The following is a 25,397-nucleotide window of genomic DNA, read 5'->3' on the forward strand; positions in this document are numbered from 1 at the left end:
GGCGTGCCGGGTCCCTAGCGTCGTCGCGGTGACCACGGAGAACACACAGCTCGGCGCGATCGCCGAAGGGGCCGTCACGCTCATGGAGTTCCTGGGCGCGCCGGGGGCGGCGATCGCGTTCGCGCTCTACGGCCTCGGAGCGTGGTGGGGGGCCGAACGGCTGCGGCGGATCGTCGACCGGATACCGCTGCTGGCCGTGTCGGACGTCGACCGGGCCCAGGCCTGGTTCGCCCGCCACGGGTCGACGGCCGTGTTCCTCGGACGGATGGTGCCGGTCGTCCGGAGCCTCATCTCGATCCCGGCGGGCATCGAACGGATGCCGCTGCTGCGCTTCGGCGTGCTCACCACGGCCGGCAGCGCGGTGTGGAACACGGTCTTCGTCCTGGCCGGGTACACCCTCGGGGAGAACTGGGGGCTCGTCGAGCAGTACGCCGGCGTCGTCCAGAACCTCGTCGTCCTCGTGGGGGTCGTGGCGGCGGCCGGGTTCGTCGTGGCGCGCGTGCGGGGAAGAATGGCCTCATGATCGTCGCAGCGCCGGGGCGGGCACCCGGCCGATCGTCCACCGGGGCGCTCGCCGCCCTGGCCGGTCGGCACCTGGCCGGGGCCGTGCTCGGCGCGCTGTCGCTGCCGGCCGTGCTGGTGGCGCTGGTGGCCGCACCGGTGTCCGCGGCCCCGGCGCTGACCGTGGCCGGGTGGGAGCGGCGGCGCCTGAGCTGGGTCGACCGCCGGCCGAGAGCCCACCTCCCGCACCGGAGCCGGTTGCCCCGGCTGCTGGCGGCCCGGGCCGCGCTCGGCCTCCTCACCGTCGGGGTGCTCGGGTTGCTCGGCGCCGGGCTCGTGGTCGCCGCGGGCACGCTCGCGGGCGCGGTGTCCGGCGGACCGGTCGCCGTGTTCGACGCCGGGCCGGGGCAGGTCACGTGGGCAACGATCGGCTGGTTCGCCCTGCCCGGCCTGCTCCTGCTGTTCCTGTCGATCAGCGGCCTGGGCGGGATCGGGTGGCTCGACCGGCACGCCTGGACCGCCCTCGCCCGCCCCAGCGCCGACGAGCTGGAACGACAGGTGTCCCGGCTGAACACGACCCTGGCCGACGTCGTCGAGGCCGTCGACACCGAGCGCCGACGGATCGAACGCGACCTCCACGACGGCGTCCAGCAACGCGTCGTCGCGCTGTCCATCCTGCTCGCCCGGGCCGAGCGCACCACCGATCCACAGGAGCAGCAGGAGCTCCGGGCCCGGGCCACCGCGGAGACCCGCGCCGTCCTCGCCGACCTGCGGGAGGTGACATGGCGGATCCACCCCGCCATGCTCGACCGCGACGGTCTGGTGACAGCGCTGGAGTCACTGCGCGACCGCACCCCCCGCCCGGTCCGGCTCGACACCCCGACCCGCGAACGGTTCGGCCACGCGACCGAGACCGCCGCCTACTTCGTCGCCAGCGAGGCGATCACCAACGTGATCAAGCATGCGCACGCCACGTCGATCGAGGTCGGGCTGCGACGGCGGGCCGACGACGTCGTTCTGACCGTGCGGGACGACGGACGGGGCGGGGCCGACCCGACCGGCCCCGGCCTGAGCGGCATGGCGGCGCGCGTCGCGGCCCGCGGCGGACGGCTGCGTGTCGACAGCCCTGCCGGCGGCCCCTCCACCGTCGAAGCGGAGATCCCGTGCGGATAGCCCTGGCCGAGGACTCGACGCTGCTCCGCGAGGGACTGGCGCAGCTGCTGACCGCCGAGGGACACGACGTCGTCCACAGTGTCGGCACGGCCGAGGACCTGCTGCGCTCGGTCGCCCGCGACGCGCCCGACCTGGCCGTCGTCGACGTCCGGATGCCACCCGACTACGTCGACGAGGGCATCCGGGCGGCGCTCCGGATCCGGCGCGAGCACCCACGGGTCGGCGTGCTGGTCCTGTCCCAGCACGTCGAACGGCGGCACACGGGTGAGCTGCTCGAGGGCACCGGCGGCATCGGCTACCTGCTGAAGGACCGGGTGTCCGAGATCGCCGGGTTCCTCGACGCGGTCGAGCGGGTCGGTAACGGCGGCACCGTGTTCGACCCCGAGGTCGTCCGCCGGCTCATCGCCGTCCGGAACGCGTCCGACACCCCGCTCGGCCGGCTGAGCGAGCGCGAGCTCGCCGTGCTGGGCCTGCTCGCGGAGGGACACAGCAACAACGCCGTCGCCGACCGGCTCCACGTCAGCCGCAGCGCCGTGGAGAAGCACATCAACACGATCTTCGGCAAGCTGCGGATACCGGCCGATGCCGCCTACAACCGCCGGGTCCTGGCCATCCTGGAGTACCTCGGCACGGCGTGAGGTCACCGCCCGCGTATCCGGGCGTTCAGCCCAGGTAGGACGTGTCGTTGACCAGCCGCACCGAGGCGCCGCCGTCGGGGTAGAAGTCGGCGACGCTGGTGCACGCCAGGTCCAGGTGCATCCGGAACAGCACCTCGTCCCCGGCGCCGAGCGCCTCGCGCAGCAGCATCTTGATCGGCGTCACGTGGCTGACCACGATCACCGTCTCGCCGGGGAACTCCTCGACGATCCGCTCGCGCTCGGCCCCGACCCGCGCGCCCACCGTGCGGAAGCTCTCCCCGCCCGGCGGCTCGACGTCGGCCGAGCCGAGCCAGCGCCCGTGCAGCTCGGCGTCGCGGCGGCGCGCCTCGGCGAAGGTCAGGCCCTCCCAGCCGCCGAAGTCGGTCTCGATCAGCCGGTCCCGGACCTGCAGCGCGGCGCCGGTCGTCTCGCTGACCGCGGCTGCGGTCTGCCGGGCCCGGCGCAACGGTGAGGACAGCACCGCCGCCGGTGTCACCCCCTGCTTGCGCAGCCGGGCGGCGATCGCGCGGGCGGCGGCGACGGCCTGGGCCTGCCCGGCCTCGGTCAGCTCCGGGTCGCCGTGCCCGGAGTAGCGGCGCTCGATCGACAGCGGCGTCTGGCCGTGCCGGAGCAGGATCATCCGCACCGGCGTGCCGACCTGGCCGGTCCAGGCCGCAGCCGTGGCCGCCGAGTCCGCCGGGGTCGCGGCCGAGGCGCCGGACGGCTCCGATCCTCCCGGGAGCTCCGTGACCTCGGAGTTCTCGGTGGGGGCGCTCGCGGGCTTCCGGTCCGGCCCGGCCGCCACCGCCGGATCGAGCGACGGGTTCGACTCGCCGTCCATCGCCCGGTTGGCGAGCTCGTCGGCGCGGGCGTTGTCCCGGCGCGGGATCCAGGTGAAGGAGACGGCGTCGAACTGCTTGACCAGGTCGCGGGCCTCGTCGGCGAGCAGCTGCAGCGGCGGGTGCTTGATCTTCCAGCGCCCGCTCATCTGCTCGACGACCAGCTTGGAGTCCATCCGGGCGTCGACCTCGGTGGCGCCCAGCTGCCGGGCCGCGGCCAGGCCGGCGATCAGCCCGCGGTACTCGGCGACGTTGTTGGTGGCGGTGCCCAGGCCGTCGTAGACCTCGGCCAGCACCTGGCGTGCGCCGGCGTCGAGCACGACCGCCCCGTAACCGGCCGGGCCCGGGTTGCCGCGCGACCCGCCGTCCGCCTCGACGACCAGCTTCACTTGCCACGCACCAGGATCGCCCCGCACTCCTCGCAGTGCACCACGTCGTCGTCGCCGGCCGAGCGGACCTGGCCGAGGAACGTGCGGTCCAGCTCGAGCCGGCACGCTCCGCACCGTGACTCGCGCAGCGCGCCGGCCGCCACCTGCCCGCGTCCGCGGATCCGCTCGTAGTCGGCCAGCAGCTCCGCCGGCAGCACCTCGACCAGCTCCGCCCGCGCCCGCTCCCGGCCGGTCCGCGAGGCGTCCAGGTCGGCCTCGGCGCCGTCGCGCCGGCCGGTCACCTCGACGACCTGCTCCTCGGCGCTCGCCAGCTCCGCGCGGGCGTGGTCGAGCTCGGCGCCGACGGCCTCGCGCTCCTCCATGATCCCGAGCTGCTCCTCCTCCAGCACGCCCTGCCGGCGGGCCAGGGTGTCGAGCTCGTGCTGCAGCTCGCTCGCCTGCTTGGCCCCGATCCCGGAGCCGGCCAGCATCGCGTGGTCGCGCTCGGCACGCGTCCGCACGCCGTCGACGTCGCGTTCCAGCCGGGCGATGTCGCGGTCCAGGTCACCGGCGCGGGTCTCGGCACGGACGACGGCGTCGTGCGCGTCGCGCACCCGCTGCTCGGCCTCGGTGAGCTGCTGGTGCTCGGGCAGGTTCTTGCTCTGGTGGGCGAGCCGGCCGAGCTCGGTGTCCACCTCGGCCAGCTGGAGCAGCTTCGCCTGAGTCGTGGGGTCGGCCTTCATGAACTCGCCTCCGGGTCGGGTGAGGGGGCTGCGGTGGTCCAGGGGTCGGTGCGGCGCCCGGACACGGACACCGCGACGCTACCGCCGAGCGCCGCGCGCACCACGTCGGCTGCCTGCCCGCACCACGGCCACTCCGACGCCCAGTGCGCGACGTCGACGAGCGCCGGTACCGGCCCGTCCGGGCCCGTCCCGGCCAGCGCGTGCTCGACGGCCGGGTGGTGGCGCAGGTCCGCGGTCACGTAGGCGTCGACACCGGCCCGCGCCGCGGCCCCCAGCGCCGAGTCGCCCGCTCCCCCGCACACCGCGACGCGGCGGATCTCGCGCTCCGGGTCGCCGGCGCCGCGCACGCCCCACGCGGTCGCGGGCAGTGACCGCGCCACGCGCCGGGTGAACGCGGAGAACGGTTCCGGGGCGGGCAGCACCCCGGTCCGGCCGAGCCCGCGCGCCGAGGGCAGCGGCGCCATCTCCAGCAGGTCGAACGCGGGTTCCTCGTACGGGTGCGCGGCCCGCAGGGCGGCGACGACCGCGCGCCGCCGCGCCCGCGGCAGCACCATCTCCAGGCGGGTCTCGGCGACCCGCTCCAGCTTCCCGACCTCGCCGATCGCCGGGGCGGCGCCGTCGAGCGGGAGGAACTGGCCGGTGCCCGCGGTGGCGAACGAGCAGTGCGAGTAGTTGCCGACGTGCCCGGCCCCGGCCTGCGCCAGCGCGGCGTGCACCTGCGCGATCGCCGGGCCGACCGGTACGAAGGTGACGATCTTGTCCAGCGCCGGGGCGGGGTCGGGCTCCAGCGGCCCGTCGACCTCGAGACCCAGCGCGCCGGCCAGCGCGTCGGAGACACCGGGGTCGGCGACGTCGGCGTTGGTGTGCGCGGTGAACAGCCCGACCCCGGCCCGGATCAGCCGGTGCAGCAGCGCCCCCTTCGGGGTGTCGGCGCCGACACCGTGCACCCCGCGCAGCAGCAGCGGATGGTGGGTGACGAGCAGCTGGGCCCCCGTCGCGATCGCCTCGTCGACCGTCTCCGGGGTGGGGTCGACGGCGAACAGGACCTTCTCCACCGGGTCGGCGGGGTCACCGCAGACCAGCCCGACGGCGTCCCACTCCATCGCGTACCCCGGCGGGTACGCGGCCTCCAGCGCGTCGACGACGTCGCGCAGGGTGCTCACCTGCGGACTCATGCCGGCACCACCAGCGCGCGCAGGGCGGCGTCGAGCTCGTCGACCAGCCGACGGGCGAGCTCCGGCGGGCGCACCGCGACCCGCACGTGGTCGGGGCCGAGACCGGGGAAGGTGTCCCCCCGGCGGATCGCGATACCGGCCTCGCGCAGCCGCTGCCGCACCCCGTGCCCGGTGCCGTCGGGCAGGTGCAGCAGCAGGAACGGCGCGTGGCTCGGCTGGACGGCGACGCCCTCGATACCGGCCAGCGCCGCGGCCATCGACACCCGGTGCGCGGACAGCTCGCGGGCCTTCTGGTCGCCCGCGGAGAGCGCCTCCGGCTCGCAGCAGGCCACAATCGCCTCGAGCGCGGGCGTCGACACCGGCCACGGCGGGCGCGGGGCGGCCAGGCGTGCCAGCAGCTCCGGTGCACCCAGCGCGTAGCCGGCCCGCAGCCCGGCCAGCGCCCACGTCTTGGTCAGCGACCGGAACACCAGCAGGCCCTCGGTCCCGGCGTCGCCGGCGAGGCTCTCCGGCTCCCCCGGCACCGCGTCGGCGAAGGCCTCGTCGACGAGCAGCACCCGGCCGGGCCGGGCGAGCGCGCGGACGTCGTCGGCCGGGTGCAGCACGCCGGTGGGGTTGGTCGGGTTCCCGACGACGACGAGGTCGGCCTCGGCCGGTACGGCCCGCGGGTCGAGCGCGTGGCCGTCGGCCGGGTCGGTGAGGACCCGGGCGACCGGCACCCCGGCCGCGCGCAGGACGGCCTCCGGCTCGGTGAACCCGGGGTGCACGACGGCGGCCAGGCGCGGGCGCAGCGCCGGGAGCAGCGCGAACCCCTCGGCGCTGCCGGCCAGCGGCAGCACCTCGTCGGGGGCCCGGCCGTGCCGGGTGGCGACGGTCCCGCGGGCGTGCGCGTCGTGCTCGGCGCGCGGGTAGCGGCCCAGCCCGTCCAGGGTGGCGGCGATGCGGTCGCGCAACCACGGCGGCGGGCCGTCGCCGATCACGTTGACCGCGAAGTCGACGAGGCCGTCGGACGCCTCGGCGTCACCGTGGTGGCGCAGATCGTGGACGCCCGCGTCACCGGGCCCGCGACCGGCCGTGGGGTGATCGAACGGCATCCGGACACCCTACGGCGAACCCTGTGCAGGCTCCGGCCCCACCCGAACCGGGCGGGCGGGACGGACGGGCACGGGCGGGTCGGCCCGGCACCGCCGGATGGGGGACACTGGTCGGGGTCAGCGTCGACGCCCGTACCCGCGCTCCCCGGGAGGGATCAACGTGAACGTCGTGTTCGTCTGCAGCGGCAACATCTGCCGCTCCCCGATCGCCGAGAAGATGCTCGCCGCCGAGATCGCGGACATCGGTCTCGGGGACCGGGTCCGGGTGGCGAGTGCCGGCACCGGCCACTGGCACATCGGCGACCCGATGGACACCCGCGCCGCCGAGGTGCTCGTCGCGAACGGCTACGCCGTGGAGCACAGCGCCCGCCAGGTCGACGCCGAGATCCTCGCCGCCGACCTGCTCATCGCGCTCGACGAGGGCCACCTGCGGTCGCTGGAGCGCTCGGTCCCGGACCCGAAGCGGGTGCGGCTGCTGCGCTCGTTCGACCCGGCCGCGCCCGAGGGCGCCGAGGTCCCCGACCCGTACTACGGCGGCCCCGACGGTTTCACCGAGGTCTACGAGATGATCGACGCGGCGCTGCCCGGCCTGGTCGAGTACGTCAAGCGGCACGCCTGAGCCGGGTGCCCCGTGACGCGCTGCACGCCCGCTGACGTCGAGCGGCTCACCGGCCGCACCGTCGTCGCCGAGCTCGGCGGGCACCCGCCGTGCTTCGAGCTGGACGGCGGCGCGACCGTCGTCGTGAAGGACGGCTCCGGCGACCCGGGGTCGATCCCGGCCGAGGCGGCCGGGCTGCGCTGGCTGGCCGTGCCGGGCGGGCCCGCGGTCCCGCCGGTGTTCGGCCACGACCACGACCTGCTCGTCAGCGGGCACGTCACGTCCGGAGGGCCCACCGCGGCGGCCGCGGAGGACCTCGGGCGGCGGCTGGCCGCCCTGCACGCCGCCGGCGCCGATGCGTTCGGTGCCGCGCCGCCGGGCGGACCGGAGCAGGCCTGGATCGGGCACACCGGCATGCGCAACACCCCGCACGACGGCCCGTGGGGTGCCTGGTTCGCCGCCGACCGGGTGCTGCCCTACCTGCGCACCGCCCGCGACCGCGGCGATCTCTCCACCGGCGACGCCGCGCTGGTCGAGCGGGTGTGCGACCGGATCGGCGAGCTCGCCGGACCCGACGAGCCGCCCGCCCGGCTGCACGGCGACCTGTGGTCGGGCAACGTGCTGTGGGCCGCGGACGGTGCGGCCCGGCTGATCGACCCGGCCGCGCACGGCGGGCACCGCGAGTCCGACCTGGCGATGCTCGCCCTGTTCGGGCTGCCGCACCTCGACACCGTGCTGGCGGCCTACGACGAGGCCGCCCCGCTCGCCGACGGGTGGACGGAGCGGGTCCCGCTGCACCAGCTGTTCCCGCTGCTGGTGCACACGGTCCTGTTCGGCGGTGGGTACGCCCGTCGAGCCGTCCTGGCTTGTGAGTGGTTGTCGCGGCTCTGACCGCGACAACCACTCACGGGGTCAGTAGGCCCCGTGCGCGCCCCGCAGCGGGAAGTCCGAGCGCTTGTCGTCGTGCAGCTTCACACCCAGCACCTGGTGCAGCTGGATGTTGTTCAGCTCGAACCCGAGCCGGCAGGCGGCCATGTACAGCCGCCACACCCGGGCCCGGCCGATCCCGACCTCGGCCACCGCGTCGGTCCAGTTCCGCTCCAGGTTGGCGCCCCAGTCCCGCAGCGTGAGCGCGTAGTGCTCGCGCAGGTTCTCCTCGTGCCGGATCTCGAAGCCGGCCTCGTTCATCGCGGTCACCAGCGTGCCGACCGGCTCCAGCTCGCCGTCCGGGAAGACGTAGCGGCGGATGAACGGGTCGGTGTTGCGGTGGTCGGGCTTGTACGGCTGGGTGATGCAGTGGTTCAGCATCCGCCCGCCCGGGCGCAGCTTGGCCTGCATCGCCCGGAAGTACGAGCCGATGTTGGCCTTGCCGATGTGCTCGGTGAGCCCGATCGAGGACACCGCGTCGTAGACGCCGTCGGGCACGTCGCGGTAGTCGAGGTGGCGCACCTCGGCCAGGTGGGCGAGGCCCTCCCGCTCGATCGCGGCCTGCCCCCACTGCGCCTGCTCACGCGACAGCGTGACGCCGAGCGCCCGCACCCCGTGCTCGGCGGCGGCGTGGCGCACCATCCCGCCCCAGCCGCAGCCGACGTCGAGCAGCCGCATCCCGGGCTCCAGGTCGAGCTTGGTCGCGACGATCTCGTACTTGTTCGCCTGCGCCTTCTCCAGCGACGCGTCGGCGTCCGGGTAGGCGGCGCAGGTGTAGGTCATCGACTCGCCGAGCACGAACTCGTAGAACCGGTTGGAGACGTCGTAGTGGTGCGAGATCGCCTGCGAGTCCCGGTTCTTCGAGTGCAGCAGCCCCTTGGGCCGCGCCTCCAGGTCCGGCGGCGGCATCCGGTGCTCGCGCCAGTACGGCAGCAGCTGCCGGACCAGCTTGAGCTGGTCGCGGCGCGGGATCGAGTGCAGCGTGACGTCGGCCATCGCGCGCAGCGCGGTGTAGAGGTCGCCCTCGACGTCGAGCTCCTCGGTCACGTACGCCCGGGCCAGGCCGAGCGACCCGGGCGCGCTCACCAGCCGGGCCAGCGCCCGCGGCGATCTGATGTGCAGCGTCACCGGGGCGTCGGGCGGACCGGTCGTCGACCCGTCGAACGCCTCCACCCGCAGCGACGGCGCCCGGCCGATCACCCGGGACAGGATCCCCGCCACCGGTTCGGTCGTCGTCGGTCCCCGTTCCAGCACTCCCGTCATCACCGAACTCCCCTCCTCCGGACCGCCTCTCAGCGGCCGGTCACCTTCCGGTACAGATCGGGCGCACGCCCGTCCGGGTCGTACCGCTGCTTCACCGCGCGGTAGGCGTCCCCGTTGTAGTGCGCCCAGAACTCGTCCTCGCCGTAGTGCACGGTCGAGTACAACGACTTGTGCCCGCCCAGCTCCGCCACGACCTGCTCGATCCGCCGGTTGTGGGCCCACCGGTCCCCCGGGTGCTCCGCGACCGACGACCAGAACCCGACGTTCACGTAGAGCCGGCCCGGGGTCATCGGGTACAGCGGCCAGGACCGCTCGCCCCGCAGGCGCATCGGGCACAGCCACACCGGCGCGATGCCCACCTCCTCGTGGAAGAACTCCAGGAACTCGGCCAGTCGTTCGACCGGGACCTCGACGTCCTGCACGACCATCTCCTCGGCCGTCCCGCCCAGCGCCACGCGTACCCGGTTGGAGGCCCCGAAACGCTGGTCGAGCGCGACGAGCCGGCGGTAGACGTCCGAACGCCGGTAGCGGCGCGGCCAGAACCGGCGCACCAGCGGGTGCTGCACGCCGAACGCGCGCGAGCACCAGAACCAGTCCGGGTCCCAGCGCCAGATGTAGTCGTGGGCCGTCAGGTGGTCGACCGGGCGGCGCTGCAGCGACCGGTAGAAGACCTCCCGGCCGGTGTAGTCCGAGACCCGCGCCCCGGGCATCGGGGCGTCGACGAAGCGGGCGGAGGTCAGGTACTGCTCGCCGGGTCCGAACACGACACCGTCGAGGAAGTCCGGCTCCGATCCGGACAGCTCCTCGATCGCCGTCGCCGCCGCGTCCGCGGTCGGGTACCGGTGGTGGGTGAGCTCCACGAACGGCCGGACCGGCTGCAGCTCGACGACGAGGCGGACCGCGTAGCCGAGCGTGCCGTAGGAGTTCGGGAAGGCCGCGAACAGGTCGGCGTGCTCGCCGTCCGGGGTGACGTGCAGCAGGTCCCCGGCCGGGGTGAGCACGTCCATCTCCAGGACCGACTCGTGCGGGAGCCCGTGGCGGAACGACGTCGACTCGACGCCGAGGCCGGTCACCGCGCCGCCCAGCGTGATCGTCTTCAACTGCGGGACGACCAGCGGCATCAGCCCGTGGGCCAGCGTCGCGTCCACGATCGTCTCGTAGGTGGCCATGCCCTGGACCTCGGCGGTGCTGATGGGCGCTCCGCCCGCGCTCCGCGCCGGGCGGGCGGCCGGGTCGACGGACAGCACGCCGTCCAGCGCGGAGGTGTCCAGCCGGCGCGCCCCGCGGCCGGTGTCGCGGTCACCGAACCGGAACAGGTTCGACGACGGCTTCCCCAGCTGCACCCGCCCGGCCGCGGTCCGGGCCCGGCGCAGCTCCTCGACCGCACGGTCATGTGCGACACGGGATCCTGAGCGGACGGACGTCACCATGCCCGTGACGATAGACCTCTCTCGTTTGTAATGCTCAGGGATTTCGGCCCGTGCTCTTCCCCACATTCGCCGGCAGGCGGGGCGGTGGTACGCGTGGTGTCATCGCGCCCGTGACACACAGCAACGAGAACCCCGCGCAGAACGTCACCTTCCCGTCCGGACGCGGGACGGCGCACGGCTACCTGACGCTGCCCGACTCCGGTTCCGGCCCGGGCGTGGTCGTCATCCAGGAGTGGTGGGGGCTCACCGACCACATCGTCGACGTGGCCGACCGGCTCGCCGCGGAGGGCTTCGTCGCGCTCGCCCCGGACCTCTACGGCGGGCGCACCACGCACGACTCCGATGAGGCCGGGACCCTCATGGGCGAGCTGCCGGTGCAGCAGGCGGCCACCGACCTGGGCGGTGCCGTGCAGTACCTGCTCGACCACGACGCCGTCACCTCGGCGACCGTCGGCGCGATCGGCTTCTGCATGGGCGGCGGGTTCGTGCTGGTCCTGGCCGCGCAGCAGCCGGACAAGGTCAGTGCCGCCGTACCGTTCTACGGGGTCCTGTCCGAGGACTATCCGAGCTTCGGGCAGATGACCGCCACGGTGCAGGGCCACTTCGGGCGCGACGACGCGATGGCCGACCCGGCCTCGGTCGACCGGCTCGCCGATCGGATCGAGCGCGAGTCCGGCAGGCGCCCGGAGTTCCACCAGTACCCGGCCGGGCACGCCTTCTTCAACGACGAGAACCTGATGGGCACCTACGACAGGGAGCAGGCCGGGATCGCCTGGACCCGGGCCACCGGCTTCCTGCGCGAGCAGGTGAGGTAGCCGGCCCGGTCCTGCGCCGTGCTGCGCCGGGTCCCGGGAGCCGGTGCCCCGAGGGGCACCCTCGGGACACCGGGCGCCACCAGGGGGCCTCTCGGGGCACCCAGAGCAGAGCCGGGCCGAGGCCGAGGCCGGGGCCGGGCCGGGGCCGGTCACCCAGAACCCATTGCCGCCAGGGGCACCCTCGGGGCACCCGGCGCTACCAGGGGGCCCCTCGGGGCACGAGCGCGGCGCGGCTGCGGGGCGCGGGCGCGGGCGCAGCTCAGTCGGCGCCACGAACCGGATCGGCACCGCGAACCGGATCGGCCGGGAGCCGGGTCAGCGGCGAGCGAGCGCGTCCCGGGCCAGGGCCGGGAACGCTCGGGGCCCGGTGGTCCGGCGCACCTGCTCGGCGGCAGCGGTGAGCCCGGCGTGCTCGGCGGCGGTCAGCGCCAGGTCCGCGGCGGCCGCGTTGGACTCCAGCTGCGCGACGCTCGATGCGCCGGGGATCGCCACCGTGTTCGGGTGGTGCACCACCCAGGCCAGGGCGACCTGCGCGGGCGACGCCCCGTGCGCCGAGGCCACGTCGCGCAGCGTGTCGAGCAGCGGGCGCAGCGCGCGGAGGTTCTCCGGCAGCCAGGCGGCGTTGCGGCGCACCGGGTTCGACGGTCGGTACGACTCGTCGTAGCGGCCGGTCAGCAGTCCCTGGGCCAGCGGGCTGTAGGCCATGAGCACGCGGTCGTGCGCCGCCGCGTACGGCACCAGCTCCTCCGCCGGCGAACGCCGCAGCAGGCTGAACTCGACCTGGTCGGACAGCACGGGCGCGCCGAGCGCGGTCTCGGCGCTCCGCCAGCGGTCCAGGGAGTACGCCGACACCCCCGCGTCGCGGACCAGCCCGATCCGGCGCAGCGCCGCCATCCCGCGCATCGCGGAGCCGTCGCCGAGCACCGGATGCGGCTTGTGCACCTGGTAGAGGTCCATCGTGGACACTCCGAGCCGTTCGGCGGAGGCCACGGCGCGCTGCTGCAGCACCGGGCCCACCGGCAGGACGGGGAAGAACTTCGAGGCGAGGACCACGTCGTCGGTGCCCCCGGCGCCGCGCAGCGCGTCACCGAGGATGCGTTCGCTGCGCCCGAAGCCGTACAGCTCCGCGGTGTCGAACACCGTGATCCCGAGCTCGCGGGCACGGGCGACGATCCGGGCCGCCTCGGCCGCGAAGTCCGTGCCGTAGCCCCACTCGGTGGAACCGAACTGCCAGGTGCCCAGGCCGATCACCGACCAGGGCTTCGGCGTGGACCCGAGGCCGTCGAGATACCGCATGCCGCGATTGTCCCGGCGGCCCCGGCCCACCGCGCCCGCGGGACCGGGAGCGGCCCGGGAAGTGACCCGTTCGGCCGCTGCCCGTTCAGCGGACCGGGGCACCGGGCCCGAGCGGGATCCCCAGCATCCACCAGGCCAGGAACAACGCAGTCCAGACCAGCGTCATCGCGATCGCCAGCGGCAGCGTGTACGACGCGAGCGTCCCGATCCCCGCGGACCGCCGGTACCGCTGCAGGAACCCGAGCGCCATGACGAAGTACGGGCTCATCGGCGTGACCGCGGTCGAGCCGGAGTCGGCGATCCGGAACAGCGCCTGCGTCGTCTCCGGCGGGACGTCGACCAGCATGAGCATCGGCACGATCACCGGCGCCGCGATCGACCACATCGCCGACCCGCTGGTGACCATCACGTTCACCACGGTGAGCACCGCGAGCACCATCAGGAACACCACCGGGATCGGGATGCCCGTGGTGCGCAACGCGTCCGCGGCGACGACGGCGAGCACGTCACCGACGTGCGACCAGTCGAAGTACGCGAGGAACTGGGCGATCGCGAAGAACAGCGCCAGCACCGGTGCCATCTGCCGGATGCCGTCGGCCATCAGCTTCGGGACGTCGGCCGCGGCGGTGATCGTCCCGGCCCGGCGGCCGTAGACGATGCCGAGCGTGCCGAACAGCAACGCGATCACCGCGCCGATCCCCTCGATCAGCGGTGACTCGACGATCCCGCCGGCCTCACCGCGCAGCGGCGACCAGGACGGGAGCACCGCGGCCGTCAGCAGCACCAGCGCACCGAGCAGCACCCAGCCGGCCCGGTGCAGCCCGGCCCGCTCGGCGGGTTCGAGGCTGAGCCGGCCGAGGTCGTCGTCCGGGGCGTCGGGGTCGACGTCGAGGTCCGGCCGCTTCGCCAGCACCAGCCGGGTCATCAGGGTGATCACCAGCGCCAGCACCAGCGACGAGGCGATGTTGAAGAACCAGTTGCTCACCGGCGAGACCGTCACCGCCGGGTCCACGATCCGGGCGGCGGCCGTGGTGATCCCGGCGAAGATCGCGTCGTTCGGCGTGGGCACCGGGCTGGCGTCGTAGCCGGAGGCGATCGCGGTGTAGGCGACGACGATGCCGAGGATCGGCGAGCGCCCGACGGCCCGGAAGGCCAGCCCGCCCAGCGGGACCAGGATGACGTAGGCCGCCGCCGACGCGACGTGCGCGACGGTGCCGGCGAACGCGACCGCGAACACCACCAGCGACGCGGGGACCCGGGCCACCCCGACCCGCATCGCCGCGGCGAGCAGCCCGCTGCGCTCGGCCACCGCAACGCCCATGATCACTGTGACGATCGTGGCCATCGGCGGGAACTCGGCGAAGTTGTCGATCATCGAGGAGACGGCCATCGCGAGGCCGTCGCCGGAGAGCAGGTTCCGGACGGCCACGGGCTCGCCGTCCGGGGCGATCACCGACACGCCGGCGGCGGCCAGCCCGGCACTGATCACCGCGAGGATCGCCGAGAGCACCCAGAACAACCAGAACGGGTGCGGCAGGGCGTTGCCCACCCGCTCGACGACCGCCATCGCGCGGACGAGGCGCGGCAGCTGCTGCGTGTCGGGCTCGTCGGGCGCGCGGGTCGGTTCCGCGGGCGCGCTCACGACCGCACCAGCCCGAAGAACGCACCGATCAGCTCGGACGCGCGCACCGTCTGCGTCGTGTGCCCACCGCCGGAGTACGCGGTGGCTCCGGGCCAGGTGTGCCCGCCGCCGTCGACGGCGACGTGCCCGACCTGCCCGCCGCGCGCACAGCCCGCGAAGCGCTGCACCGTCACGTCGGGCTCGATCCGCCGGGTCGCGGGCTCGGCGCGGCAACCGTCCCGGACGGCCCACTCGGCGACCTTGTCCGGGATCGCCGGCAGCCCCCGGTCCGCATCGCCTGTGTAGGGGATGGTCGCGTCGGCGGTGCCGTGCACGAACAGGGCCGGCACCGGACGTCCGGGCGCGCACGGCGGTTCCTCGGCGCGGTAGTAGGCGCCCGCCACCGGCGCGATCGCCGCGATCCGGGCGGGCATCCGGCAGGCGAGGATCTCGGTGAAGCCCCCGCCGTTGGACTTGCCGGTGGCCTGGACCCGGTGGGTGTCGACGCACAGCGTGTCCTCGAGGTGGTCGAGCAGGTCGCCGGTGAAGGCGACGTCGTCCACGCCGGGCGCGGAGTACGGGGCGCCCTGCCAGGAACGCTTGCCCTCGCCGCCGCGGACGCCGTCCGGGTAGGCGACGATCGCGGGCAGCTCGGACAGCCCGGAGAACCCCTCGGTGGTCGGGCCGCTGTTGCCGCGGCCGTGGAACACCAGCACGACCGGCCAGGCCCGGTCCGCGGTGTAGCCGTCCGGGAGGTGGACGCGGACGGAGCGTTCGATCCCGCCGCTGGTCAGCGTGCGGTCGGCGCTGGTCCCCGGTTCCTGCGACGGCCGCGCGCCGCACCCGGCCGTCGGGCCGGTGAGGACCCGACCGGCCGGGACCGCGGCACGGTCGGCGCCGGTGCCCGGCACACCAGCCGCGGGCGCGGCGGGGTCGTCGCCGATGCCCGACACAACAGCGGCGGTCGCGGCGGGGTCGTCGCCGATGCCCGACGCCGCAGCCGCGGTCGCGGCGGGGTCGGCGCCGGCGCCCGAGACAGCGGTCGCGGCAGGGTCGGCCGCGGTGCCCGACGTCGCGGCGCGAGCGGCGGCAGTGCCCGTTGCGGCAGCAGTGCCCGTTGCGGCAGCAGTGCTCGTTGCGGAAGCCGACGTCGCGGCACCGGTGGCAGCAGCGCCCGAGGGCCCAGCCGTGGTCGGGGCACCGTCGGCGCTCGACGCCGCAGCCGTGGTCGCGGGCGCACCGCTGTGAGTCGTGCCGTGGGTCGCGCCCGGGATCGTGCCGGCCACGGCGGTGCCGGCGGCCGGGCCGGCCGCGGCGACGGCCACGGCCAGGCAGGCGACGGCGCCGCGCAGGCGCCGGGCTCGGGTCGTTGCGGACATGCTGGTTCCCCTTCGGGTCGGCGTCGTCGACGGCCGGGGCTGCCCCGCCGGGGTCGTCCGGGCAGGGTCGGTCGGCGACGGGCACGGGTGTGCCCGCCGCGGGGGTAGGAGGGGCCGGGTGCGGGAGCAGCCGGCGGGTGGTGGTGCGGCCGGTGGTGGTGCGGCCGGTGGTGGTCAGCGCCGCGGTCAGGCCTTCAGCCAGGCCGCCACGAAGTCGGTGATCCGGGCGACGATCGCCTCGACGATCGCCTCGCCGTGCTCCGGATCGGCCCGGCGCGGGTCCCCGAGGACCCCGTTGCCGGACAGCCGGTCGTAACCGGCGGTCAGTCTCGGCCCGCCGCGGCGCCGGACGAGTGCGCCGAGCGGGTCCAGTTCGGACGACCGCGTGGTGCCGGGCACCAGCCGGTCGGTGTGCACGAGGCCGGGGGCGAGCGCAAGCATCTGCGCCGTCTCGGCCTCGCCGCTGTGCCCGGTCACCTCGGACGGCTCGGCCGCCGCGACGACGTCGGACGCCAGCGCGGTGAGCGGGCTCCACGCGAACTGCAGCTCGGGCCGGGTGACCAGCAGGTCCTGGGCGACGGTGCCGAGCGTGGCGTCGTTGCCGCCGTGCCCGGTGATCACGAGGACCTTCCGCCAGCCGTGCCGGTACAGCCCGTCGAGGTAGTCGCCGAGCACCGCCGCGAACGTGGCGGTGCTCAGGCTGACGGTGCCGGCGAAGGCCAGGTGGTGCGGTGAGACGCCGACCGGCAGCGACGGCCCGACGACCGCGCGGCCGTCCAGCCGGGCGGCGACCCGGTCGCTGACCGCCTCGGCCCGCACCAGGTCGGTGGCGAGCGGCAGGCCGGGGCCGTGCTGCTCGAACGCGCCGGCCGGGAGCAGCACCACCGGGCTCTCGACGACGGCGGCCGCGGCCTCGACCGTCGTCATCTCGGCGAGCCGGCGGGTCACGCCCGCACCGCCGACCGGATCGACTCCAGGTGGGCCCGGGTGAGCTGTTCGGCCCGCCCGGGGTCGCCGTCGCGGACCGCGGCCAGCAGCTCGACGTGCTCGGCGTGGTCGCGTTCGCGGTCGTCGTAGCGGTGGCGGATCTCGATCTGGTCGCGCGCCCGGACGTGCAGCAGCGCCTCGACCGTCTCCCGCAGCAGCGCGTTGCCGCTGGTGGCGGCGAGCGCGACGTGGAAGTGCACCGCCGGGCGGAGGTCGCCGCGGGGCGGGTGCAGCGCGTTGGTGACGCTGTTCTCCAGCATCCGCAGGCCGTCGGCGTCGCGGGTGCGGGCCGCCGCGGCCGCGATCGGCGGCTCCAGGACCAGCCGCGCCTCGACCAGCTCGAGCGCCGCCGCACCGGTACCGGCGGGGCGGTGCGGGTTGGCCAGCAGCCGCCGGTCCACCCCGGGTGCGACGTAGGTGCCCGACCCGTGCCGGAACTCCACCGCGCCGGTGGCCTCGAGCCGGCGCAGCGCCTCACGGACGGTCGGGGTGGTCACCTCGAACCGCTTCGCGAGCTCCCGGGACGACGCCAGCTGGTCGCCGGGCGCCAGCCCCTCGGAGCGGATGATGCCCATGATGTCGTCGGCCAGCCGCTCCGACAGCGTCTCCGTCGCGCTCATAAAGTGACTAAATCACTTACTGACCTAGTCGGTCAAGGAACACCTCACACCCCTGCGCCCGGCGACACACCCGCTGCACCGGGCGTGCCGCGTCGCGACAGGGTGTGAGCCTGCGCCGTGCGGGTCCCGGGCGGGTCAGGTTCCGGCGACGGGTGCGGCGTCCGCGGGGGTGTCCCAGTCGGCGAGCGCCCGGTCCAGCTCCGGCCACGTGGTGTCCCGGGCCCGCCGGCCGGTGAGGACGCCGAGGTGCCCGCCCGGTGCGGTCGCGTAGCGCACCTCCGGGCTCCCGCCGAGCAGCGGGACCGCGCCGCGGACGGCCTTGAGCGGGGCGATGACGTCGTCGCGGCCGGCGACGACGAGGACCGGGACGTCGACGTCGGCCAGCTCCACGTCCCGCCCGCCCAGGCGCAGGCCGCCGGAGGCGAGGTCGTTGCTGCGCAGCAGCAGGTGGAAGATCTGCCCGAACACCCGGCCCGGGTAGCCGTGCATGTTGTTCATCAGGTGGTCGACGGCCTCGATCTGGGCCAGGCAGTCGCGGTCGTCGATCCGCGACAGCAGGGCCAGCGGCCGGGTGACCAGCTTGTCGACGGCCGTCAGGTGGAACGCCCAGCTCACCACCGGCGCGGGAAAGCTGCCGACCCCGCGGTAGATCGACGACACGACCCGGCCGCCGGCGACCTCGGCCAGCGGACGCAGCGGCGCCACCAGCGGGACCCGGGAGATGTCGACCGGGGTGCCGATCACCGAGATGCTGCGCACCGGGAGCGGCGCGCGGGACTGCACCGCGGCGGCGACGGTGAGCAGCGCGAAGATCCCGCCGAGCGACCAGGCGACGAGGTGGACGCCGGCCCCCTCCCCCGGCGTGCCCTCGCCGGAACCACCCTCGAGGGAGGCGACCTCGCGGATCATCGCGGGCAGCAGGTCGTCCACCCAGTGCTCGATGCCGAGCGAGCGGTCGGAGAACGACTTGGGGCCGTAGTCGATCAGGTAGACCGTCCGCCCCTGCAGCAGCAGGTGCTCGACCAGCGAGCAGCCGCGGCGCAGGTCGTAGGCGAAGTCCGGGGCGCCCAGCGGCGGCACGAGCAGCACCGGTGCACCGCCGGAGGGGTCCACACCGGACAGCGGCCGGTAGCGGTGCAGGATCCCGGCGGGCGAGCCGACGATCGCCTCGCGCGGCATCCGCTCGAGGTCGGCGAGATGCCCGACGACGACCCGGTCCCAGACGTTCGCGGCGGCGTCGACGAGGTGCACCCCGGGAACGCTACGGCACGCGCGGGTCACCGGCGGCCCGTGGGGACACCCGGGGTTACCGACGAGTATGTGAAACTCACCGCCATGCAGCGCGACATCTTCGACGACGAGCACGACGCGTTCCGGGACCTCTGCCGCACCTTCATCGCGAAGGAGATCACCCCGCACCACGAGCGGTGGGAGGAGGAGGGCCAGGTCGACCGCGAGATCTGGACCGCGGCCGGGGCGGCCGGCCTGCTCGGCATGGGTGTGCCCGAGGAGTACGGCGGCGGCGGGGTCGACGACTTCCGCTACAACGCGATCCTCGACGAGGAGCTGATCGGCGCCGGAGCCAGCGGGATCGGGTTCCCGCTGCACAACGACGTCGTCCAGCCCTACCTGCTCCGCCTCGCGAACGACGAGCAGAAGCAGCGCTGGCTGCCCGGCTTCTGCTCCGGCGAGCTCATCACCGCGATCGCGATGACCGAGCCCGGGACCGGCTCGGACCTGCAGGGCATCGCCACCCGGGCCGAGCAGGACGACAACGGCGACTGGATCCTCAACGGGTCCAAGACCTTCATCACCAACGGCATCCTCGCCGACCTGGTCGTCGTCGTCGCGAAGACCGACCCGGACGCCAAGCACCTCGGCTTCACGCTGTTCGTCGTCGAGCGCGAGATGGCGGGCTTCGAGCGCGGGCGCCGGCTGAAGAAGGTCGGCATGAAGGCCCAGGACACCGCCGAGCTGTCGTTCACCGACGTGCGGGTGCCGGACGCGAACCGGCTCGGTGAGGTCGGGCAGGGCTTCGTCTACCTGATGCAGAACCTGGCCCAGGAGCGCCTGTCGATCGCTGCCGGCTCGGTGGCGGGCGCCGAGGCCGCGCTGCGCATGACCGTGGACTACACCAAGGACCGCAAGGCCTTCGGCCGCCCGGTGGCGAACTTCCAGAACACCCGCTTCGAGCTGGCGGAGATGGACACCGAGGTGTCCATCGCGCGGATCTTCGTCGACCGCTGCATCCGCCAGCACGTGGAGTCCGAGCTGTCCGTTCCCGACGCCGCCAAGGCCAAGTGGTGGTGCTCGGACCTGCAGAACCGGGTCGTCGACCGCTGCGTGCAGCTGCACGGCGGCTACGGCTACATGCTCGAGTACCCGATCGCCCGGGCCTTCGTCGACTCCCGCGTGCAGGCCATCTACGGCGGCACGAACGAGATCATGAAGGAGATCATCGGCCGGACCGTGATCGGGTAGTGGCCTGTGAGTGGTTTTCGCGGTCCTGACCGCGAAAACCACTCACAGGCGCGACAGCGCCTGCTCCAGGTCGGCCACCAGGTCGCGCGGGTCCTCCAGGCCGACCGAGAGGCGCAGGTGCCCGAGCCGGCGGAACTCCTCCGGGAAGTGCGCGGCCCGGCCCTCGGCTCCCCCGGCGACGTGCACGATCAGCGACTCGTCGTGGCCGAGCGAGACCGCCGAGGTGATCACCTGCAGGTTCGCGACGAACCGGTTCTGCAGCTCGGGGGGTCCGTCGAGGGCGAAGGCGAGCATCCCGCCGAAGCCGCCGTCGAGTGTCCGGGCGGCCAGCTCGTGCTGCGGGTGCGAGGGCAGCCCCGGGTAGGCCACGTAGGCGATCCGCGGGTCGGCCTCGAGGAACCGGGCGACCTCGAGGGCGTTGGCGCAGTGCGCCCGCATCCGCATCGGCAGCGTGATCGCCCCGCGGGAGATCAGCCAGGCGTTGAACGGGCTGATCACTCCCCCGACGTCGACCTGGGCGTCCGCCCGCACCCGGTCGACCAGTTCGCGACGGCCGATCACTGCGCCGCCCATGGCGTCGCCGTGGCCGTTGACGTACTTGGTCAGCGAGTGCACGACCAGGTCGGCGCCGCGCTCCAGCGGCCGCTGCAGGACCGGGGTGGCGAACGTGGCGTCCACCGAGAGCAGGGCGCCGTGCTCGTGGGCGATCGCGGCGACGGCGTCGAGGTCGGTGATCCGGGTCGTCGGGTTGGCCGGGGTCTCGACGTGCACCAGCCGGGTCTCCGGCCGGAGCGCGGCCCGCACCGCCGCCGGGTCGGAGGAGTCGACCAGGGTCGCAGTGATGCCGTAGCGGTCCGGCAGCAGCTCGGTGAGCAGCCGGTGCGTGGCGACGTAGGTGACGTCGGAGGTGACGACGTGGTCCCCGGCCCGCAGGAACGTGAAGAACACCGCGTGCAGCGCCGCGACCCCGGACGCCAGTGCCACGGCCCCGCAGCCGCCGGGGGCCGTCCCGGCCGGGTCCTCCAGCGCGACGAGCTTCTCCTCCAGCCACGCCTGGTTCGCCCCGCCGTTGCGGGTGTAGAGCCGGGTGCCGGTGTCCGACCAGTCCAGCTCGGACGGGTCGTCGGGCAGGGCGTAGCTGTTGGCGGCGACGATCGGGCGGCGGATCGCACCGGTGCCGGGATCGACGTCGTTGCCGGCGTGCACGGCGCGGGTGGCGAGGTGGGGCGGGCGGTCGGGGTCGATGGCGCTCACCCCGTCGATCCTGCCCCAGCCGGCGGTGCCGGGCGGCCCGCCGACCGTCCGGCCGGGCGTGAGTCCAGCCACGGCCGGGCCGGTCAGCCCTCGGTCACGGCCTCCGGGGCGTGCAGCGACGGGCCGGCGGCCGGGACGACCAGCGGGGTGCCCGTGACCGGGTCGGGGATGACCCGCGCCCGCAGTCCGAACACCTCGGCCAGCAGCTCCTCGGTGATGACCTCGTTCGGCGCGCCCGCGGCGACGATCGCGCCGTCCTTCATCGCGACCAGCCGGTCGGCGTAGCGGGCCGCGAGGTTGAGGTCGTGCAGCACCATCACGACCGTGCGGCCGGCCTCGGCCTGCAGCCTGCGGACCAGTTCGAGCACGTCGACCTGGTGGGCCAGGTCCAGGAACGTGGTCGGCTCGTCGAGCAGCATCAGGTCGGTCTCCTGGGCCAGCGCCATCGAGATCCAGGCCCGCTGGCGCTGCCCGCCGGAGAGCTCGTCCACCGGACGGTCGGCGAGGTCGGACAGCCCGGTCCAGGACAGCGACTCGGCCACGGCCCGCTCGTCGTCCTTGGACCACTGGCGGTACCAGGCCTGGTGCGGGTGCCGGCCGCGGGCGACCAGGTCACCGACGGTCAGGCCCTCCGGGGCGGCCGGGGACTGCGGCAGGATGCCCAGCACCTTCGCGACCTCACGGGTCGGGGTGCGGTCGATCCGCTTGCCGTCCAGCACGACCTGGCCGGACCGCGCGGGCAGCAGCCGGCCCAGCGCGCGCAGCACGGTGGACTTGCCGCAGCCGTTCGGGCCGATCACGGTGGTCACCGCGCCGGGCCGCACCTCCAGGTCCAGACCCTCGACGATGGTCCGGGCGCCGTAGCCGAGCGAGACGCCCTCGGCGCGGAGCCGGACGGCACCGTTCGCCGGCGCCCCTGCCTGTGTCGCGGCCGGGGTCTCCGACGAGGTCTCCGACGGAGTCGCTGCCGGGGTCGCTGCCGGGTCCAGCCGTGTCGGCGTCGGGCGCGGGGTCATGCGCGGGCCTCCTGTCGGGAGCGGGCGAGCAGGTAGAGCAGGTACGGGGCGCCGAGCACCGCGGTGATGATCCCGACCGGCAGCTCGACCGACCCGAGCGCGGTCCGGGCGATGACGTCGGCGACGACCGTCATCGCGGCGCCGAGCACCATCGACACCGCCAGCGGCGGGGTCCCGGTGCCGCACAGCCGCTGGGCGATCTGGGGGGTCACGAGCGCGACGAACGCGATCGGCCCGGCCGCGGCCGTGGCCACCGAGGCGAGGCCGACGGCGACCAGCAGCAGCAGCGTGCGCGACAGGTTGACCCGGACGCCGAGGCCGCGGGCGGTGTCGTCGTCGTAGCGCAGCGCGCCGAGCACGTGGACCAGCACCAGCGCGGCCGGCACCAGCACGATCATGGTCACCGACAGCGGCAGCACCTCGTTCCAGCTGCGCGCGTTCAGGCTGCCGTTGAGCCACACCTGGGCCTGCGCGGCCTGGTAGACCTGCGCGACCGTCAGCAGCCAGTTCACCGCGGCGATGAGCACCGCGTTGATGCCGATGCCGACCAGCACCAGCCGGAACCCCTGGATGCCGCGCCGCCAGGCCAGGGCGTAGATGACGGTCGCGCTGACCAGACCGCCCGCCAGCGCGGCCAGCGGGATGCCGAGCGCGGCGAACATGCCGCCGACCCCGGCCACACCCCCACCGAGGACGATCACGAACACGGCCGACGCGGAGGCCCCGGCCTGGATGCCGATGATGTCCGGGCTGGCGAGCGGGTTGCGCGCGATCGCCTGGAAGATGCCGCCGGAGACCGCCAGCGCGGCGCCGACCAGCGCACCGACCAGGGTGCGCGGCAGCCGCAGGTCGAGCACGACGAGCTGCTGGCCGGCGTCGCCGCCGCCGAACAGGGTCGCGAGCACGTCGGTGATCGCGATCGGGTAGTCGCCACGGCCCAGGTTGACCGCGGCGGCGAGCACCAGGACGACGACGCAGACGGCGAAGACCACCACCGGGCGGACCCGCAGGACCATCGAGGCGTCCCGCACACGCAACGGCCGGCGGCCGGGGACGAGCGCGGCGCTTCCCGACGAACCGGCGCCCGCGGAGCCGCTGCCCGAGGAGCCGCTGCCCGACGTACCGCCGCCCGGCGGCTCCGTGTCGAGGCCGGTGCTCATATCGCCCCCAGCTTCCGGCGCCGCACGAGCGCGATGAAGAACGGCGCGCCGATCAGTGCGACCACGATGCCGACCTGCAGTTCCCCGGGCCGTGCCACGACCCGTCCGACGACGTCGGCCAGCAGCAGCAGCACCGCCCCGGCGAGCCCGGACGCTGGCAGCAACCACCGGTAGTCGGGCCCGGTGAACGAGCGGACGATGTGCGGCACGATCAGGCCGAGGAAGATGATCGGCCCGCACGCCGCCGTCGCCGCCCCGGCCAGCAGGGTGATGGCGAGGACGCCGATCAGGCGGGTCCGGCGCACCGAGTGGCCGAGCGAGGCGGCGACGTCCTCGCCCAGTGACAGCGCGTTCAGCGCGGGCGCGCTGGCCAGCGCGAGCACCGTGCCGACCAGGATGAACCAGATCACCTGGGTCGTGACGTCGGCGTCGCGCCCGGCGAGCGAGCCCACGTTCCAGAAGCGGTAGGCGTCGAGGCTGGTCTCGTCGATCAGGACCACCGCCGAGGTCAGCGCCTGCAGCAGGAACATCACGGCCGCACCGCTGAGCGCCAGCGACACCGGCGTCGCACCGCCCGGTGCCCGGGTGCCGATCAGGAACACCACGACGCTGGCCACGAAGGCGCCCACGAAGGCGAACCACACATAGCCGAACAGCGAGGTGACGCCGAACAGGTAGATCCCGCAGACCACGAAGAACGAGGCCCCGGCGTTGACCCCCAGCAGGCCCGGGTCCCCGAGCGGGTTGCGGGTGAAGCCCTGCACCAGCGCGCCGGCCAGGCCCAGCGCGATCCCGACCAGCACCCCGAGCACCGTGCGCGGGACCCGCAGCGCGCGGATCACCACGTCGTTCTCGGTGCCGGTCGGCGCGACGAGGGCGGAGAACACCTCGTCGATCGGAATGATCTTGGTGCCGACCGCGATGCCGGCCAGCACCGCGACGACCAGGGACACGGCCAGGGCGGCGAGGCCGAGCAGCCGGCGGCGCCGGCTCGACCTCCTCGGCGGCGCCGAGCCCCCCGCGGGACCGGGCCGGACGCGGATCGCGTTCACCTGAGTGAGGTCCCCCCTGCATCGTTCCGGCACGCACCCGATCCGGCGCGGCTCCGCTCACCATAAGTGAGCCTGCCCTACTGCAGAACACCCCGTGGCCCATGTCGCCGTCGTGGCGGGGCATGCTCGCCGCGTGCAGACGCGCCCCCGGGTCACCGCGATCATGGTGTCGTCACTGGACGGTGCGGTCGCGGCGGGTGGCGCCGGATCGCAGGGCCTCAGCACCCCGGCCGACCGCGAGCTGTTCCGCTCGTTGCGCCGTGCCGCGGGCGTCGTCCTGGTCGGGGCGGGCACCGCGCGGGACGAGGACTACCGGGGCGTGCGGCCCCGCCGCCCCACCGCCGACGAGCCGGTGCCCGGGCCACCCCCGCCGGTCGCCGTCGTCACCGGGTCGGCAGCGCTCGACCCGGCGGCCGCGCTGTTCACCGACACCGTGACCGCTCCGATCGTGCTCACCACCGCCGCCGCCCCGCCGGACCGCCGGGAGGCGTTGCGGGCCGCGGGGGCCGAGGTCGCCGTGCTGCCCGACCTCGCGCCGGGCACCCTGCTCGGCACACTCGCCCGGCGCGGGCTGCACGCCGTGCTCTGCGAGGGCGGCCCCACCCTGCTCGGCGCCCTGGTCGCCGCGGACGCCGTCGACGAGCTGCGGCTGACCCTGGTCCCGGTCCTGCTCGGCGGCCCGGCCGGGCGGATCGCGGCCGGGCCCGTGGCCGCCGCGCCCCCGCGCGGCATGCGCCTCGCCGGACACACCGCCGCCGGCGACGGCACCCTCCTCCTGCACTACGTCCGCCCCGGCGGCGCGGCCGACGCCCGAACAGTGCATCCGCCGAACGAGTGAACCTTCGTGAGGAGATCGCCGCTCGGGGCATCCCACGGGGGAACAGCACAACAACAGCACGACAGCGACAGCAGGGACGCCACGAGCGGTGGCGCGGACCCGGTCGCCGCTCGTCGCGAGAGGAGCAGG

Annotated in this window: 24 protein-coding genes; 8 read left to right on the forward strand and 16 right to left on the reverse strand. The window is 74.7% G+C overall.

The window, feature by feature from the left end; genetic code table 11:
* Positions 1-28 precede the first annotated feature (28 nt).
* The 3 genes from BM093_RS08675 to BM093_RS08685 are packed head-to-tail and all read left to right on the forward strand — an operon-like array spanning position 29 to position 2,312.
* Positions 29-523, forward strand: coding sequence for a DedA family protein (locus tag BM093_RS08675; RefSeq protein ID WP_425439126.1), 495 nt, complete (start codon positions 29-31; stop codon positions 521-523).
* Positions 520-1,674, forward strand: coding sequence for a sensor histidine kinase (locus tag BM093_RS08680; RefSeq protein ID WP_093340010.1), 1,155 nt, complete (start codon positions 520-522; stop codon positions 1,672-1,674). Before BM093_RS08675 ends, BM093_RS08680 begins: the two co-directional genes overlap by 4 nt.
* Positions 1,665-2,312: a response regulator transcription factor gene (locus BM093_RS08685; RefSeq protein ID WP_093340012.1), complete on the forward strand. Its 648-nt coding sequence runs from the start codon at positions 1,665-1,667 to the stop codon at positions 2,310-2,312. The genes BM093_RS08680 and BM093_RS08685 overlap by 10 nt, the downstream gene beginning before the upstream one ends.
* A gap of 25 nt (positions 2,313-2,337) precedes the next feature.
* Here the strand turns inward: BM093_RS08685 and BM093_RS08690 are convergent, their stop codons facing one another.
* From BM093_RS08690 to cobC, 4 genes are read right to left on the reverse strand one after another with little or no spacing between them, the layout of a single operon-like run.
* Entirely contained in the window at positions 2,338-3,534 is a 1,197-nt protein-coding gene (locus tag BM093_RS08690) for a bifunctional RNase H/acid phosphatase (RefSeq protein WP_218162713.1), read from the reverse strand.
* Positions 3,535-3,536: 2 nt separating this feature from the next.
* Positions 3,537-4,262: a zinc ribbon domain-containing protein gene (locus BM093_RS08695; RefSeq protein ID WP_093340017.1), complete on the reverse strand. Its 726-nt coding sequence runs from the start codon at positions 4,260-4,262 to the stop codon at positions 3,537-3,539.
* Complete coding sequence (locus BM093_RS08700) at positions 4,259-5,437, reverse strand: Nif3-like dinuclear metal center hexameric protein (protein WP_093340020.1); 1,179 nt, start codon at positions 5,435-5,437, stop codon at positions 4,259-4,261. Before BM093_RS08700 ends, BM093_RS08695 begins: the two co-directional genes overlap by 4 nt.
* Positions 5,434-6,531, reverse strand: a complete 1,098-nt coding sequence (gene cobC, locus BM093_RS08705; RefSeq protein WP_093340023.1) for an Rv2231c family histidinol phosphate aminotransferase CobC — start codon at positions 6,529-6,531, stop codon at positions 5,434-5,436. Before cobC ends, BM093_RS08700 begins: the two co-directional genes overlap by 4 nt.
* A gap of 217 nt (positions 6,532-6,748) precedes the next feature.
* Between cobC and BM093_RS08710 the strand changes: the two genes are divergently transcribed.
* Positions 6,749-7,150 carry a low molecular weight protein-tyrosine-phosphatase gene (locus tag BM093_RS08710; protein WP_245773400.1) on the forward strand — a complete coding sequence of 134 codons (402 nt, stop codon included), beginning with the start codon at positions 6,749-6,751 and terminating at the stop codon, positions 7,148-7,150.
* A gap of 12 nt (positions 7,151-7,162) precedes the next feature.
* Positions 7,163-8,020: a fructosamine kinase family protein gene (locus BM093_RS08715; RefSeq protein ID WP_093340030.1), complete on the forward strand. Its 858-nt coding sequence runs from the start codon at positions 7,163-7,165 to the stop codon at positions 8,018-8,020.
* A gap of 21 nt (positions 8,021-8,041) precedes the next feature.
* On the opposite strand, the gene BM093_RS08720 is transcribed toward BM093_RS08715, so the two are convergent.
* Positions 8,042-9,319, reverse strand: coding sequence for an SAM-dependent methyltransferase (locus BM093_RS08720; protein ID WP_093340033.1), 1,278 nt, complete (start codon positions 9,317-9,319; stop codon positions 8,042-8,044).
* A 29-nt stretch (positions 9,320-9,348) separates the two neighbouring features.
* Positions 9,349-10,749, reverse strand: coding sequence for an FAD-binding oxidoreductase (locus BM093_RS08725; protein ID WP_093340036.1), 1,401 nt, complete (start codon positions 10,747-10,749; stop codon positions 9,349-9,351).
* A 110-nt stretch (positions 10,750-10,859) separates the two neighbouring features.
* Here BM093_RS08725 and BM093_RS08730 point away from each other — a divergent pair, with 110 nt between their 5' ends.
* Positions 10,860-11,564, forward strand: coding sequence for a dienelactone hydrolase family protein (locus BM093_RS08730; protein WP_093340039.1), 705 nt, complete (start codon positions 10,860-10,862; stop codon positions 11,562-11,564).
* 315 nt (positions 11,565-11,879) lie between these two features.
* On the opposite strand, the gene BM093_RS08735 is transcribed toward BM093_RS08730, so the two are convergent.
* The 6 genes from BM093_RS08735 to BM093_RS08760 all read right to left on the reverse strand — a co-directional run bounded on the left by BM093_RS08735 (position 11,880) and on the right by BM093_RS08760 (position 18,718).
* Entirely contained in the window at positions 11,880-12,860 is a 981-nt protein-coding gene (locus tag BM093_RS08735) for an aldo/keto reductase (protein ID WP_093340041.1), read from the reverse strand.
* A gap of 85 nt (positions 12,861-12,945) precedes the next feature.
* The gene (locus BM093_RS08740; protein ID WP_245773401.1) at positions 12,946-14,427 is read right to left on the reverse strand and encodes an AbgT family transporter; all 1,482 of its coding nucleotides are present in this window, start codon (positions 14,425-14,427) and stop codon (positions 12,946-12,948) included.
* 71 nt (positions 14,428-14,498) lie between these two features.
* The gene (locus BM093_RS08745) at positions 14,499-15,860 is read right to left on the reverse strand and encodes a CE1 family esterase (RefSeq protein WP_177238341.1); all 1,362 of its coding nucleotides are present in this window, start codon (positions 15,858-15,860) and stop codon (positions 14,499-14,501) included.
* Positions 15,861-16,046: 186 nt separating this feature from the next.
* A complete protein-coding gene (locus tag BM093_RS08750) occupies positions 16,047-16,808 on the reverse strand; it encodes a creatininase family protein (protein WP_245773392.1) in 762 nt (253 codons plus the stop codon).
* Positions 16,805-17,467 (reverse strand): FadR/GntR family transcriptional regulator, encoded by a 663-nt coding sequence (locus tag BM093_RS08755; protein ID WP_093340047.1) that lies wholly within the window; start codon positions 17,465-17,467, stop codon positions 16,805-16,807. Before BM093_RS08755 ends, BM093_RS08750 begins: the two co-directional genes overlap by 4 nt.
* Before the next feature lie 135 nt (positions 17,468-17,602).
* Positions 17,603-18,718: an alpha/beta hydrolase gene (locus BM093_RS08760; protein ID WP_093340049.1), complete on the reverse strand. Its 1,116-nt coding sequence runs from the start codon at positions 18,716-18,718 to the stop codon at positions 17,603-17,605.
* Between the two features lie 84 nt (positions 18,719-18,802).
* On the opposite strand from BM093_RS08760, the gene BM093_RS08765 reads away from it, so the two are divergent.
* Positions 18,803-19,948 (forward strand): acyl-CoA dehydrogenase family protein, encoded by a 1,146-nt coding sequence (locus tag BM093_RS08765; protein WP_093340158.1) that lies wholly within the window; start codon positions 18,803-18,805, stop codon positions 19,946-19,948.
* A 42-nt stretch (positions 19,949-19,990) separates the two neighbouring features.
* On the opposite strand, the gene BM093_RS08770 is transcribed toward BM093_RS08765, so the two are convergent.
* The 4 genes from BM093_RS08770 to BM093_RS08785 all read right to left on the reverse strand — a co-directional run bounded on the left by BM093_RS08770 (position 19,991) and on the right by BM093_RS08785 (position 24,421).
* Positions 19,991-21,202 (reverse strand): trans-sulfuration enzyme family protein, encoded by a 1,212-nt coding sequence (locus tag BM093_RS08770; protein WP_245773393.1) that lies wholly within the window; start codon positions 21,200-21,202, stop codon positions 19,991-19,993.
* A gap of 83 nt (positions 21,203-21,285) precedes the next feature.
* Positions 21,286-22,218 carry an ABC transporter ATP-binding protein gene (locus tag BM093_RS08775; protein ID WP_093340052.1) on the reverse strand — a complete coding sequence of 311 codons (933 nt, stop codon included), beginning with the start codon at positions 22,216-22,218 and terminating at the stop codon, positions 21,286-21,288.
* Positions 22,215-23,378 (reverse strand): FecCD family ABC transporter permease, encoded by a 1,164-nt coding sequence (locus BM093_RS08780; protein WP_093340054.1) that lies wholly within the window; start codon positions 23,376-23,378, stop codon positions 22,215-22,217. Before BM093_RS08780 ends, BM093_RS08775 begins: the two co-directional genes overlap by 4 nt.
* On the reverse strand, positions 23,375-24,421 hold the full coding sequence (locus BM093_RS08785) for a FecCD family ABC transporter permease (RefSeq protein ID WP_218162715.1): 1,047 nt from the start codon (positions 24,419-24,421) through the stop codon (positions 23,375-23,377). The genes BM093_RS08780 and BM093_RS08785 overlap by 4 nt, the downstream gene beginning before the upstream one ends.
* 142 nt (positions 24,422-24,563) lie before the next feature.
* Here BM093_RS08785 and BM093_RS08790 point away from each other — a divergent pair, with 142 nt between their 5' ends.
* Positions 24,564-25,268 carry a dihydrofolate reductase family protein gene (locus BM093_RS08790; RefSeq protein ID WP_245773394.1) on the forward strand — a complete coding sequence of 235 codons (705 nt, stop codon included), beginning with the start codon at positions 24,564-24,566 and terminating at the stop codon, positions 25,266-25,268.
* Positions 25,269-25,397 lie beyond the last annotated feature (129 nt).

This window comes from Pseudonocardia ammonioxydans, from assembly GCF_900115005.1.
Classification (GTDB): domain Bacteria; phylum Actinomycetota; class Actinomycetes; order Mycobacteriales; family Pseudonocardiaceae; genus Pseudonocardia; species Pseudonocardia ammonioxydans.

Excerpts from the sequence above, each read along its gene's own strand:
- BM093_RS08765 (WP_093340158.1), top strand. The coding sequence starts at position 18,803 with ATGCAGCGCGACATCTTCGACGACGAGCACGACGCGTTCCGGGACCTC.
- BM093_RS08680 (WP_093340010.1), top strand. The coding sequence starts at position 520 with ATGATCGTCGCAGCGCCGGGGCGGGCACCCGGCCGATCGTCCACCGGG.
- BM093_RS08720 (WP_093340033.1), bottom strand. The coding sequence starts at position 9,319 with ATGACGGGAGTGCTGGAACGGGGACCGACGACGACCGAACCGGTGGCG.
- BM093_RS08700 (WP_093340020.1), bottom strand. The coding sequence starts at position 5,437 with ATGAGTCCGCAGGTGAGCACCCTGCGCGACGTCGTCGACGCGCTGGAG.
- BM093_RS08745 (WP_177238341.1), bottom strand. The coding sequence starts at position 15,860 with ATGTCCGCAACGACCCGAGCCCGGCGCCTGCGCGGCGCCGTCGCCTGC.
- BM093_RS08695 (WP_093340017.1), bottom strand. The coding sequence starts at position 4,262 with ATGAAGGCCGACCCCACGACTCAGGCGAAGCTGCTCCAGCTGGCCGAG.
- BM093_RS08755 (WP_093340047.1), bottom strand. The coding sequence starts at position 17,467 with ATGAGCGCGACGGAGACGCTGTCGGAGCGGCTGGCCGACGACATCATG.
- BM093_RS08775 (WP_093340052.1), bottom strand. The coding sequence starts at position 22,218 with ATGACCCCGCGCCCGACGCCGACACGGCTGGACCCGGCAGCGACCCCG.
- BM093_RS08780 (WP_093340054.1), bottom strand. The coding sequence starts at position 23,378 with ATGAGCACCGGCCTCGACACGGAGCCGCCGGGCGGCGGTACGTCGGGC.
- BM093_RS08735 (WP_093340041.1), bottom strand. The coding sequence starts at position 12,860 with ATGCGGTATCTCGACGGCCTCGGGTCCACGCCGAAGCCCTGGTCGGTG.
- BM093_RS08725 (WP_093340036.1), bottom strand. The coding sequence starts at position 10,749 with ATGGTGACGTCCGTCCGCTCAGGATCCCGTGTCGCACATGACCGTGCG.
- BM093_RS08740 (WP_245773401.1), bottom strand. The coding sequence starts at position 14,427 with ATGGCGGTCGTCGAGCGGGTGGGCAACGCCCTGCCGCACCCGTTCTGG.
- cobC (WP_093340023.1), bottom strand. The coding sequence starts at position 6,531 with ATGCCGTTCGATCACCCCACGGCCGGTCGCGGGCCCGGTGACGCGGGC.
- BM093_RS08710 (WP_245773400.1), top strand. The coding sequence starts at position 6,749 with ATGCTCGCCGCCGAGATCGCGGACATCGGTCTCGGGGACCGGGTCCGG.